General features: G+C 70.1%; 8 protein-coding genes and 4 pseudogenes. 2 read left to right on the top strand and 10 right to left on the bottom strand.

Going from position 1 to position 12,711, the window contains the following annotated elements; translation table 11 throughout:
• Positions 1-445, bottom strand: a 445-nt coding sequence (locus tag ACWDRW_RS17805; RefSeq protein WP_451724195.1) for a hypothetical protein, incomplete at its 3' end; no start/stop codon positions are given.
• Between the two features lie 67 nt (positions 446-512).
• Between ACWDRW_RS17805 and ACWDRW_RS17810 the strand changes: the two are divergent.
• Both ACWDRW_RS17810 and ACWDRW_RS17815 read left to right on the top strand, forming a co-directional pair.
• Positions 513-1,004, top strand: a pseudogene (locus tag ACWDRW_RS17810) (DUF475 domain-containing protein); the annotation flags it as partial.
• Between the two features lie 199 nt (positions 1,005-1,203).
• Positions 1,204-2,955, top strand: coding sequence for a VanW family protein (locus ACWDRW_RS17815; protein ID WP_451724197.1), 1,752 nt, complete (start codon positions 1,204-1,206; stop codon positions 2,953-2,955).
• Positions 2,956-3,599: 644 nt separating this feature from the next.
• Here the strand turns inward: ACWDRW_RS17815 and ACWDRW_RS17820 are convergent.
• The 9 genes and pseudogenes from ACWDRW_RS17820 to ACWDRW_RS17860 all read right to left on the bottom strand — a co-directional run bounded on the left by ACWDRW_RS17820 (position 3,600) and on the right by ACWDRW_RS17860 (position 12,596).
• Positions 3,600-3,725 (bottom strand): hypothetical protein, encoded by a 126-nt coding sequence (locus ACWDRW_RS17820; RefSeq protein WP_451724198.1) that lies wholly within the window; start codon positions 3,723-3,725, stop codon positions 3,600-3,602.
• 221 nt (positions 3,726-3,946) lie between these two features.
• The gene (locus ACWDRW_RS17825; protein WP_451724199.1) at positions 3,947-4,480 is read right to left on the bottom strand and encodes a hypothetical protein; all 534 of its coding nucleotides are present in this window, start codon (positions 4,478-4,480) and stop codon (positions 3,947-3,949) included.
• A gap of 457 nt (positions 4,481-4,937) precedes the next feature.
• Positions 4,938-5,393, bottom strand: a pseudogene (locus ACWDRW_RS17830) (peptidoglycan-binding domain-containing protein); the annotation flags it as partial.
• A 153-nt stretch (positions 5,394-5,546) separates the two neighbouring features.
• Positions 5,547-5,807: pseudogene (locus ACWDRW_RS17835) on the bottom strand (M23 family metallopeptidase); the annotation flags it as partial.
• 533 nt (positions 5,808-6,340) lie between these two features.
• Positions 6,341-10,477: an nSTAND1 domain-containing NTPase gene (locus tag ACWDRW_RS17840; RefSeq protein WP_451724201.1), complete on the bottom strand. Its 4,137-nt coding sequence runs from the start codon at positions 10,475-10,477 to the stop codon at positions 6,341-6,343.
• A gap of 661 nt (positions 10,478-11,138) precedes the next feature.
• A complete protein-coding gene (locus ACWDRW_RS17845; protein WP_451724203.1) occupies positions 11,139-11,699 on the bottom strand; it encodes a dihydrofolate reductase family protein in 561 nt (186 codons plus the stop codon).
• Positions 11,687-12,043, bottom strand: coding sequence for a transposase (locus ACWDRW_RS17850; protein ID WP_451724414.1), 357 nt, complete (start codon positions 12,041-12,043; stop codon positions 11,687-11,689). The genes ACWDRW_RS17845 and ACWDRW_RS17850 overlap by 13 nt, the downstream gene beginning before the upstream one ends.
• Positions 12,017-12,156, bottom strand: a pseudogene (locus ACWDRW_RS17855) (MmyB family transcriptional regulator); the annotation flags it as partial. The pseudogene ACWDRW_RS17855 and the gene ACWDRW_RS17850, both read right to left, overlap by 27 nt.
• 2 nt (positions 12,157-12,158) lie before the next feature.
• Complete coding sequence (locus tag ACWDRW_RS17860) at positions 12,159-12,596, bottom strand: RBBP9/YdeN family alpha/beta hydrolase (RefSeq protein ID WP_451724206.1); 438 nt, start codon at positions 12,594-12,596, stop codon at positions 12,159-12,161.
• Positions 12,597-12,711 lie beyond the last annotated feature (115 nt).

Here is a 12,711-nt window from a genome sequence, read left to right on the forward strand (position 1 = left end):
CGCAGCACGCAGGCGTGCTGGACAGCCGGGCCGACAGTGAGGGATACATCGATTCCGCCCGGTACGACCTCGACGTGGTGGCGGCCGTGCACGCGGAGCTGCTCGCGCAGGTTTCCGCGCAGACGGCCGCACCGCACACCCCGCTGCCCCGGCCGCCGCGACGCTCATACCGACCGGCCAGGTGGATTACGCCGTCGTCCGGCTCGCCGCCCGCGGTGAGCGCACGGACTACGCCTGCCCGCGTGTGCCGGTCTCGGACGGGGGTCAGGGAGATGTGTTCGAAGGGCTCCACAAGGCCACCGGCACGAAGGTGGCGCTGAAGAAACTGCACAGCAGATAGCCGGCGGAACGGCCAGTGGCCCGCATGCGGCAGGAAATCGAGATCGGCCAGCTGCTGGACGGTCATCCCCACGCCATACCGGTGCTCGACTTCGACGCCGGCCACACCTGGTTCGTGATGCCCTGGGCCCAGGCAACCGCCGCACAACGCCAAGAACCACTGCGGGAGCCGGGTCGGCGGGCTCTCGGGCTACTTCGAGGACAAGCTGGAGGAAGAGGAGGAGCGCGAGCACGAGGCGGAGGAAGCGGCGGAGCGCGCGGGCAAGCCCCGCTCCGCGGTCATCCTGGCCGGCAGGGCCGCCTTCTTCATGTTCCTCTACCTCGAGGTCCTGGACGCGTCCTTCTCCTTCGACGGCTTGATCGGCGCCTTCGCCATCCCCAACGACATCGTGCTGATGGCGCTGGGTCTGGGCATCGGCGCGATGTACGTGCGGTCGCTCATCGTCTACCTGGTCCGCCAGGGCACCCTGGACGACAACGTCTGCCTGGGGCACGGCGCCCATCACGCGATCGGCACCCTCGCGGCGATCGTGCTGATCACCTTCCAGCACCAGATCAGCGAGCTGATCATGGGCCTGATCGGTGTGGTCCTGATCGCCGCGCCCTTCCTCGCCTCGGTGCGCCGCAACAAGGCCGGAGGCCTCCAGGACGATCAAGGCCGCAGCAGACGGGAGGGCGCAAGCAGCGTCCGGAACGTAAGTCGCGGCGCTGGCTCCAGGAGGGGAGACAAGGCGCGATCCGGGGCAAACGTGGTCCACGCCATAGGCGTTTTCGCCCGTTTGTGGCTAGCTGGATGCGTTTGCCTCGCGCACAGCGTCGCGTCATCCACGCGCCGCCCTCGTCGATCGCCCGCCCTGGAGACTCATGCGCCTCCGCATCCCCTCCGTCCCGCGAACCGTCATAGCTCGCCCTATCGGCTCGCTGCCGCCGCTGGCCCTGGCCGGCGGTGCCCTCACCGTCGGCGTCGGCGGCCTGTATCTCGCCGGGCTGCTGCTGTCGGGCGGTGACATAGAGGGCGGAACGACAGTGCGCGGCATCGACATCGGGGGCCTGAGCCGCGCGGAGGCCGTCGAGAAGCTTCAGGACCGGCTCGGACCGGCCGGCACCCGCGAACTGGCCGTGACGGTCGGTGACCGCACGACCACGGTCAACCCTCGGAAAATGGGCATCACCTTCGACTACGAGGCGACCGTAGACCGTGCGGGCCGCACCGAGAGCGCCGACCCGTTCAGCGTGATCGGCGGCCTCTTCAGCTCGGGCGGCCCCATCGAGCCAGCCGTACACGTTGACGAGGACAAGGCCCACGACACCCTGAAGAAGATGGCGAAGGCGCTCGACCAGAAGGTCCGCGAAGGCGCCGTCACCTTCGAGAACGGCCAGGTCCGGCCGGTCACCCCGCACAGCGGCCACGCCCTCGACACAGACGCCGCCGTCGCCACCCTGAGCACCGCCTTCCTGGAGGGCGACGCCAACGCCGTCACCGCTCTGCCCACCCATGAGACGAAGCCCAAGATCACCGAGCGGGAGATACGGCGGGCGGTGCGCACGTTCGCGGAGCCCGCCATGTCGGGGCCCGTCACCCTCACCGCGGCCGACCGGCGCTTCACCATCGACCAGTCGGTCCTGGGCCGGCACCTGCGGATGCACGCGGACGCCGCCGGGCACCTGACGCCGAAGGTGGACGCCGAGGGCCTGCGCGCCGACCCGGCGGTGGCCCGCCCCCTTTCCACCCTGCCCGCCCGAGCGCACAACGCCGAACTGCGCCTGGCCGGCAACCGCGTCGAAGTGGCCGAGGACGGCCGGGCCGGGCACACCGTCACCGCCGAAGCACTGGGCAAGGCCGTGATGCCGCTGCTCACCCAGCGGGGCGCGGCCCGCAGCGGCGAGATCACCACGCTCGTGGCCGAGCCCCAGGTGACCCGCGCGAACGCCGAGCGGCTCGGCCTGCGCGAACAGATGTCCTCCTTCACCGTCAACTTCGAACCGGCGGCGTACCGCTCGCGGAACATCGGCCGTGCGGTGGAACTGATCAACGGCTCCGTCGTCATGCCGGGCGAGGACTGGAGCTTCAACCGGACCGTCGGCCAACGCACTGAGGCCAACGGCTTCGTCGAGGGCGTGATGATCCTCAACGACGAGTTCACGAAGGCGCCCGGCGGAGGCGTGTCGGCAGTGGCCACGACCATGTTCAACGCGATGTTCTTCGCCGGCGTCAAGCCCCTGGAGCACGGCGCCCACTCGTTCTACATCGAGCGCTACCCCGAGGGACGCGAGGCGACGGTCGCCTGGGGGAGCCTGGACCTGCGGTTCAACAACGACTCGGGCCACACCATCTACATCCAGGCGCATTCCACCGACACCTCGGTGACGATCTCGTTCCTGGGCACCCGCAAGTACGACGAGATCACCTCGATCAAGAGCCCGCGCACCCAGGTGAAACAGCCCGAGCGCAGGATGAGCACGGCTGAACGGTGCGTCCCGCAGACTCCGCTGGAGGGCTTCGACGTCGCTGTGCAGCGGGTCTTCGTGCAGGACGGCAAGGAGGTGCGGCGCGAGCCGTTCCGCACCCACTACAAGCCGCGTGACGAGATCGTCTGCGAGCCGCAGTCACCGTAGGGACACAGCCCATCCGTGTCACAGGCCCAAGGTGGCCGGCCGACGTACAGGCCGCCCCACCACGGCGCGTGGTGCCTGCGTCGGGGCGCCGGACACGCGACGGTTCCGGCACCGGACCGCCCGGGAGGAAGTGATGACGCCACGCACGCGAGATCGTCACGAGCGCGACGAAGCACTTCCCCGCACTGGACACCCGTAGTGCAGGTGGGGCGGGCGGCCGACGGGTTCAGGTGGCGACAACGCTCGTGGCGAGCAGCCCGAAGAGCAGTAGGGGGTACGAGACCGCGCGGCTGGGTCGCCGGGCTACCGGACGCGGGGGGTTTGTGCGTGCTCAACGACCTCCACCCTGATGCCTTCGCACTGCCGGCGGTCGGGGCAGGGCCGACCGGATCGTGGTGACCACGGGGATGCTGCGAGCCCTGGAGCCTGTCGAGCGGGAGGCCCTGCCCCGTGCACGAGCGGGCCCATCCCACGGCGAGGCACCATCCTTTCCCGTCCGCTGCCCACGTGGCCGGATGGTGTCCTCCCGCGCTGGCGGCCGCCCGCCGCCTGGGAGACCAATCACCACTACCAGCGGGCTTGCGCCCAGGCCCTCGGCCAGGCCGGGGTCGCGGAACTTGTAGACGAGCTGTACCGCCCGCTGCTCACGGCGCTTCCTCCGCGTCACTGGGCAGACAGACATGCCCTGCCCCATGAGTGGGCAGCGGGCAGGGCAGTTCGGGGGCGCGCCAGGCGTCGCTCAGACGGGTGCGCAGAGCTGAGGCGTTCACGCGGCCAAGTGAACAGCACGGCACTGACATTGAGCCCTTTCAGCCTGCAGCACCGGGGGCCTCCTGCTGCTCTGTGGATTCGCCACCCACGAGCCGTGCAGGAGGCCCCCTCATGCGCGGCCGACCCGAAGATCACCGGACCGGGCCGACACCCCCGAACTCACGCCCGCCGCGGGCGATACAGCAGCGGCCACTCTGATGATCGGGCTACCGGCAAGGGCTCAGCAGACGTCGACTATGTCGATCATGTTGTCCCAGGGGGTGTTCGCGAGACTGTCCTCCGTGTGGTAGGCCGTGCTGCCGAACTTGTACACCTTGCGGCCCTCCCAGTTGTAGAACCGGGCCACCGTGCCGGTGGTCTGGTTGTTCTTGTACGAGGTGAGGGTGTCGTTGTTGAAGGCGTAGTTGTTCAGGTCGTAGTCCCGACACTGGTAAAACGACACCTTGCTGTCGGTCCAGTTGGGACCGGTCCACAGGCACAGGTACTCGTAGGCGCAGCTGGTGTTGGCGACGCCGGGCACGGACACCGTGATGATCGCGCTGCCGTCCTTCGCCCGGATCTCGTTGTACGCCACCTGTTCCGCCGGAACCTTGATGTCCGCCAGCTTGGCGTCCACCCGGTCCTGCACCTGGGCTGCCTGCCGGCTCGAAAGGCCCACCGCTTTCGCCTGCGCCGCGTACTTCGACTCGGCCGACTGCGCGGTCCGGTCCGTGGCGGCCGCGGCCGTGCTGCCGGCTCCGACTGCCAGCGCCATGACACACAGCACGGCTGAGACGGGCTTCGTGATTCGGAATCGGTACTTCATGGGGTTTCCTCCGTCTGTTGGTTTCGTTTCATGAGCAGCTCTGGGCGCCTGCAGACAGCCTCCGGCCACAGATGCGGCCGGGCCCTGGCTCCCCTGCCGACCGGCGGGACAGCAGGGTTCGCCAGGCCGCGTGAGGCGGGGCCAGGTGCATGCGGTCAGGGCGGGATCTGTTGTTCCGCTGGAAAGCCATGGGCAGAACCGTCTCCCCAGCAGCAGCCCCGTGCCTCGGTACCGCTCGCCAACCGATCTCAGCGGCTGGCCTATTGGTTGGCAGGGCTGTTCCGGCGACCATCCCCTTTGGGACCACTGCGGCGCCGGCCTCGATTCTCCAAGAGCTCCGGATGTCCTCACGGTCGATCCGACGCCGGTGGGCGCAGTTGCGGTGCTTCGCCGCCTGCGAGGGTGGTTATCGTCCGGCCTGCAAGGCTGTCCAGGTCTGCGGGCCGACGTCGCCGTCGACGCCGAGACCGCGGCTGGTCTGGTAGTCGCGCACGGCTTGTTCGGTGTTGGGGCCGAAGTCGCCGTCGATGCCCACGGTGCGGCCGAGTGCCGCGGTCAGTGCCCGCTGCAGTCGGCTGACGTCCGCGCCGGTCGACCCGCTCTGCAGCGCCGGTGTCGAGCCGTACGCCAGCAGGGCCGTCCAGGTCTTGGGGCCGATGTCACCGTCGGCCGTCAGACCTCGGGCGGACTGGAAGGCCTTCACCGCCGTTAGGGTGTTGGGCCCGAAGTCGCCGTCCGGTTCTCCCGGATTGTGTCCGGCGGTGATCAGCCGGCACTGCGCCGCCTTGACCAGATTGCCGCTGGATCCCTGCTGGATGAGGGGGTACGCGGTGAAGTCGAGGTTGATGCCGCTGCAGGTAGGCGCTGGTGTGCCGTCGCAGTTGTTGCTGGTGACGTTCCGCCAGGTCCGGCCGTTGGCTTGGCCGTACTCGACGCCGTTGAACCAGGGGCGGACCCGTTCCGAGGTGGAGTTGCCCCAGGTGGCGGATCCGTTGTTGTCGGCGTCGTAGGCGAGCTCGAAGTGCAGGTGCGGGTGGTTGTTCGAGGTGGGCCCCGTTTTGCCGACCCGGCCGATCAACTGGCCGCGCTGCACCGTCTGGCCCACGCTGACGTCGCGGGTCTGCAGGTGCAGGTAGGTGGTGAAGTAGCGCTGCCCGTGGTTGATCTGGATCACGTTGCCGGCGTTGGAGTGGTAGAAGGACTGCCGGACCGTGCCGGAGGCCGGAGCCAGCACGGGTGCTCCTTCGGTGCCCACCTGGTTGGGCTCGCGGACCATGTCGAGCGCGGGTGCGTGTGCCCAGCTGTCGAGTCGCCACTGCTGGCCGCAGGTGAAGGGCAGTTGGAAGGCGATGGGCGGGGCCGCCGCGGCAGCCGGCGCCGCGGCCTGCCAGGGCAGGACGACGAGGGCGACAACAGCCACGAGCAGTCTGCCGAGCAGCCCTGGGCTGAGCGTGCGGATGAGGGATATCAACGGACCTCCTTCTTTGGTGCCGAGTTCATGCGTGTGTGGGGCGGGTGTACGGGCGGCGATGGGACGGCAGATGCCCTTCCGCTGTGGCTGGGCGCTGCACGCGGCCGCGTTGGGTCGCGGTGTGTCCCCCCTGGCGGTCACGATGAGGGCCGAGGTGGCGGCAGCCCTGTTCGGCCCTCATCGTGAGCTCGCCGGCAGGGGGTCGACCGGTGCGCTGAGCGTGCGTTGCGTCGGTATAGGCCGGGTATTTACGGAGGTCACCCGGTTGCCCTGGCCGGTGGTGCCAGCCACGGACTGCATGACAGGGGAGAGCAGGCCGCGCCGGCGGCGTACCCGGGTCAGGGCTGCGGGCAGAGCGCGCCGGTGTCCTGGCCGGGGAGGTGGCGGTCGAGTTGCGCCGCGGTGGGCGGTGAGGCGGTGGCCTGGCAAATGCGCCGGATGGCCTCGGTCGCGGTGAGCGGCCAGTGGATGATGCGCTGGTCGGCTCCCGCGGACAGCAGGGTTCCGTCCGGGGTGAACGCCAAGCCCTGCACCGCTGCCGAGTGGCCGGTGAGGGTGGCGATGCGCCGGTGGGTTCGTACATCCCAGACGACGATGGTGTGGTCCTCGCCTGCCGAGGCGAGGAGGCGTCCGTCCCGGCTGAAGGCGAGCGTGCCGACCGCTGCGGTGTGGCCGGTCAGGGTGCCCCTGCTCTGCCCTGTCCGGGTCGACCACAGGCGCACCGTGTGGTCCGAGCCGGCGGTGGCGATCAGATCGCCTGCCGGAGTGGCGGCGATGTCCTGCGTGGAGCCCTGCGTGGCCGGGAAGGCCTTGACCAGCCGGTCGTCGGCGGTGCTCCACACGGCGATGCCGCCGGCCGGTGTGCTCGCGGCGAGGAGGCCGCCCCGGGCGGGGTAGGTCATGGCGGTCGAGGTGCGCGGGCCTTCCGGCGCCGGCAGTGGCCGGGGGTGTGCCGGGTCGCTGACCCTCCAGCGGAACGTTCCTCCCAGGGACATCACGGTGACCGTGCTGCCGTCCGGGCTGAAGGCGACGTCCGTGCCGGTGCCCATACCGGTGAAGGCGATGGTGGTGTGGCGGCGCCCGGTCGAGGGGTTCCACAGGGTCAGGGTGTGGTCGCGCGTCACGGCCGCCAGCACCGTGGCGTCGGGGTTGAACGCGACTGCCTTGACGTGGTCGGAGTGTCCGCCCAGCAGCCTTTCGGCAGCACCGGAGGTATTCCAGATCCGTACGGACCTGTCGTCGCCGGCGGAGGCGACGAGCCGGCCGTCGGGGCTGACGTCCACGTCGTTCACGGCGCCGCCATGACCGCTGAAGGGAAGGACCGTCCGGCGCACCACGATGGTGCGTCCCAGGCCGCCCGAGACCACCGTGCTCGCGTCCGGTGCCAGGTCCAGGGCCATGGTCTCCGAGCGGTAGCGGTCGGCGTGGCGGGCGATCTGCTCGCGGCGCCGGTAGTCCCAGACCGAGATCATGCCCTCTTCGTCGGCGATCGCGATCCGGTCACCGACCGGCGCGGAGATCATCCAGGGGAAGGCCGTCTGCACCGGGAGGTCGGCGAACTGGCGGGCCGAGCGGCCGGTCAGCCGCCAGAACCTGATGCCGTGTTCTTCGGAGGCCGTGGCCAGGACATCGGATGTGGAGCCGAAACGGGCCATCTGGACGCCTTCGGTGTTCAGCTCGACGCGACGGCGACCGGTTTCGATGTCCCAGACGGCCACCGTCCCATCGGGACGGGTGACGGCGAGCGAGCGCTGATCGCCGGCCAGGCTGAGTGCCGCGGGCATACCGGTGGGCAGGAACACGGCCTTGCCACCACCGCCCAGTGTGGCTACGCGTGTGCCCGCGCCCGTGCCGTAGGCCACGACCGTGCCGTCGGCGCTGAAGGCCAGACCGTTGCTGAGGTCGCCGGATACGCCCTGCTTGAACAGCACCTTCCTCGACCGGACCTCCCGCACGACGACCGAGCCTGCGGTCGGCTGCTGCGGATTGTTCACCCGGGCCAGGGACGCCAGCCGACTGCCGTCGGCGTTGAAGGCCACCCTCAGCGCGAAGAACCCCTCCGGGAGCGGCTTGACGACATGCTCGGTGAAGGAGGCCAGCCTCCGATGTCGTTTCGGATCCCACAACTCCACGGTGCCGTCGCTGGTGGCCGCGGCCACCAGCGAGCCGTGCGGGGACAGTGCCAGGCCGAACGACGCGGGCCCGTTGGTGTTGAGTACGACGCTGGGCTGCGCGGACGCCGACGTACTGATCATCGCGCCCAGGGTGTCGGCGTCGGGACGGAGCCGGTAGGCGGCCAGGGCGAGGGACCGGGCGACGTCCGGGTCGGTGGCGACCAACGAGCGCGAGGTGAGCGCGGCCTGATGGGCCAGGACGGTCAGGTGCTCGCGCTGTGCCACCTGCCGCTGCTGCCAGGCGGCACCGCCCCCGGCCACGGTCGCCGCCAGCAGGACCGCCAGCACCACCGCCAGGACCCTCAGCCGGCGGACCCGGCGCCGCGCCGCAGCGAGTTCGGACTCGGCCAGTTCCTCGCTGGCGTCGAGGAACTCACGCTCCAAAAGGTTCAGCTCCGAGCGGTGCGGGCGCGCCTCGGCCAGCCCCGCGCCCCGGTAGAGCCCTCCGGCGTCCCGCCCCGACTGCTGCCAGACCCGGGCCGCGGCGGTGAGCCGCTGCCGTACGACCAGGCGTCGGCGGTCCTCGCTCAGCCAGGCGCGCAACCTGGGCCACGCCACGATGAGCGCCTCGTGGGCGATCTCCACCCGATCCTCGTCCACGACCAGCAGGCGGGCCGCCACCAGCTCGCCGACCACGTCCGCGACTGCCGCGGCCGGGCCCATCCCGTCGAGTTCGGTCTGCGGGACCCGCCGCCGGCTGTCCCGGACCCCGTCCTCGTCCAGGCTGATCAACCGTTGCATGAGCCGGCGCACCAGGTCCTGCTCGGCTGGTTCGAGCTCGGCGTAGACGTGCTCGGCGGTCTGGGCGATCGCATCGTGCATCCCGCCCCCTGCGTGGTACGCGGCGAGGGTCAGGGTGCGGCCCGCCCGGTTGCGCCAGGTCTCCCGCAGCGCGTGGGACACCAACGGCAGTGCGGCGGCAGCGCCGGAGGCCTCCGCCACGACGGTGGCCAGCAGATCGGCGTCGACCGAGCAGCCCTCAAGGTCCGCCGGCCGGACGATCAGCTCGCGCAGTTCAGCGGCCGAGGGCGGACCGACCAGCAGCTGCGCCTCGCTCATCAGCGCCGGCGCCAGCCCGCTCAGCCCGGTCATCTGGACGAAGAAGTCCGCACGGACACTGAGCACGACCTTCGTTCCGGCATGGGACGCCGCCAACAGCCCGGCGACGAACTCCTCCCGTACGGTGGGATCGGAGCACACGGTGAACAGTTCTTCGAACTGATCGACCACCAGCAGCGCCTGACCGGCGGGCCGTTCGTGTTCGGCGAGCGCGGTCGCCAGCTGTTTCACCGGCTGGTCGGTCGGCGTCATCATGACCGGCTGCCACCGAGCGGTCGTCTCCCGCCGGATCCGGCCCAGTAGGCCCGCCGCCAGCAGCGAGGTCTTCCCCGATCCCGAGGCGCCGAACACGACGACCACGGGGAAGCGTTCCACGCGCTCCCACAGCAGCCCGCACAGCCGGTCGCGGCCGAAGAACCGGTCGTGATCCGAGGGGGTGAACGCCGGCAGGCCCCGGTAGGGGTTGGCCCCGGCCGGCTCCCCTGCCGCGACAGGGGCCGCAGAGGGCATGAGGCCCTCGTCGCCGCGGAGCATCGCCTGGTGCAGGCGCTGCAGACCCGGGCCGGGCTCGACACCCAGTTCGCTCCCGTACAGCGCATGGGTCTGCCGGTAGAGCTCGAGCGCCTCCGCCTGCCGACCCGAGCGATACAGGGCCGTCATGAGCTGGCCGCGCAGCGACTCCCGAAAAGGATGCCGGGGCAGCAGCTCCGTCAGCTCCACGACCACCTCGGCATGCCTGCCCAGGGCCAGACCGCAGTCGGCCCACCGCTCATGCACGGCCAGACGCAGCTCCTCCAGCCGGGCCGCCCGGGTCGCGATGGCTTCGGTATCCAGGAACTCCGCGAACGCAGGCCCGTTCCAGCACCGCAGCGCCTCAGCGTGCAACTCCTGCGCGCCCGCTGTCTCACCCTGTCGCAGGGCCTCCTCCGCCTGGAGGGCCAGCCGTTCGAACCGCGTGGCGTCCAGCGCGTCACCCGCCACCACGCGATAGCCGTCGCCCTGCCGCTCGATGCGCTCCGGGCCCAGGGCCTTGCGCAGCAGATGGACGTATAGCTGCAGGTTCTTGCGTGCCGAGCGCGGCGGTTGCTCGCCCCACAGCGCCGCCGTCAAAAGCTCCGACGGCACGGGCCGGTCGGGCCTGCTCAGCAGGACCGCGAGCAGCAGACGCACCTTGGGCGATCCGACGTCGACCGGCAAGCCCCCGCGCCGGACCGCCAGATCCCCCAGAATCCCCAACTCCACTCGGCCGCCCCCCAAGGCTGCACGCATCAACGCTGGCCGCCCGAAGGTACACCAGCCCCCCGACGCCCGCCCCACCCACGCATGACGCCGCACTGACGTGGATCAGCGCACTGCCGCCCGGTGCGGCCACCCGGGCCGGCACCCCCTGGCCGCATGTTCCAAAGGTCCGCGACGCGCAGCCAGCTGAAGCCACGCCCGATGTCCTACCGCACGCATCCCCACCAGGACTTATGCGGGCCTGTACCGCGTCTCACAACGATCGCTTCCCGCACCGGGCCCGCCGGCTCCTGGGCCCCTCCAGTCCAGGAAGGAACGAGTGCGCCCATCCAGAACGACCGACCAGTCCAACAAGCCCTCCGCCGTGGAGATGACGTTGGACTCGCAGAGACCGCGAAAGGACACAGACATCCGTACCCACATCCGTACCCACCCCGCAATCAAGGCGGACGTCCACTGCAAGCAGGACACTGGATAACAGTGCACCGCCTACGCCAGACTCGCCGTGGTGCAGCAGCGCTGGCTCGACGATCACCCCGACGTGCTCAAGGACCGCACCGCACTGCGGACCAGGCAGCTGAGAATCGCCCGCCAGGTCCTCCAGGGGCAGACCAGCTGAGCCGTCGGCGCACCCGATCCGCCCCGGCCCAGCTGCACCGGGTGCTCACGGCTGGGTGCGGTAGCGGAGATAGACCACGCCGCTGGTGAGCCGACGTTCCTCCAAGAGCTCCAAGCGGATCCGGGCCCCGTCGGGGAAGAAGGGCTTGCCGCCGCCCAGAACGGCGGGGCCGACGAACAGGTGGTACTCGTCCACCAGCCCTGCGGCGATCGCGTGAGCGGCGAGGGCGGCCCCACCGACGGTGAGGTCACGTTCGGAAGATGCCTTCAGCCGTCGAACCGCCTCGGGGTCGAAGTCCCGTTCGATGCGGGTCCGGATGGTGGAGGCCGACTCCAGCGTCCCGGAGTACACGACCTTGTCAGCCGCCTGCCAGATCTCCGCGAACTCCCGCGCCCCGGGCGACTGGCCCGCGATGGAGGGGTCGGTCTCCCAGACGGCCATCATGTCGAAAAGCCGGCGCCCGTACAGGTAGGTCCCGACCGGCCGCAGCACATCGTTGATGAAGGAGTAGTACTCCTCATTCGGTACCGCCCAGTCGAAATTGCCGTCCGCGTCGGCGATGTAGCCGTCCAGGGACACATTGAACATGTAGATCAACTTGGCCATGCGAGCGTTCTCCCACGTCGGGGCCACGTGTACGTCCCGCAGCACCCTAGCCCGCGCCTCTGACAATGCCCGGCGAACGGCACGGGCGCATCGCTGCAAGGGGCTGCGTCTGGGACTGCCGCAACTCCGGCGGCTCCGCCCGGCCCGTTGCCGGTCCCGGCCGCGGAGACGGTGGTGCAGCTCGGTGACAACGCGCCGTCGCGCCAACGGCGGAAGAAGGCATACACCCGATCCCGCGCCGGGAAAACTGCGGGCGTCACCCGCCACTTGATGCCGTTGTCGACCAGATAGAACACCGCATCCAGCATCCAATGCTTGGGTGGGGTCGGGCCGAGCAGCAGCATGGCGTCGTGGTCGGGAGTGCCGGCTTCGGCGGTGTAGAAACCGATGCGCTGGCCGGGGGACCTTCCAGTTGCATGGACTGGGAGATGAGCGTGACCGTCCCGACGTGGGGGTGGATCACTGCTGAGGCAGCGAGTCCAGAAGTTCGCGGCCGTGCTGCCATGAGCCCAGGCCGCTGGCGGAGTTGATGTGTCCGCACGCGCCCGCCAGGTGCCATCGCGCCTCCCACCGCGCCGCGAAGCCGGCGGCTGCTTCAGGGGTGCAATACGGGTCATCGGTGCTGCCCACCACCAGGGCCGGGCACGCCATCGGTTGTGCCGACACCTCGATGAACGTCGTGGCGACCTGACGTGGGAACGGCGGCCCGTGCGGGTCGGGCAGTGCGACCAGGAATGCGCCGCCTGTCGGACTCGAGGGGTTCTTGTTCAGCCAGGCGGACGCAGGCCAGCAGCCCAGACTGTGGGCCACCAGCACGACTTGGCTGTCCTGCTGGGAAGCGTCGTCGTATGCCTCCTGGACAGCGTCGACCCAGTCATCCAGATCGGGTCGGACCACGAGGCAGGGGAGATCCTCACCGCTGAGGTGCTCCCCTGCCGCTCCCACAAGGTCTGCCAGTGCTGCCCGTCCAGGCCGTCGACGCTGCCGTTCAGAGGGGCCCAAAGCCCGGAAC

This window comes from Streptomyces sp. NPDC003635, from assembly GCF_053587635.1.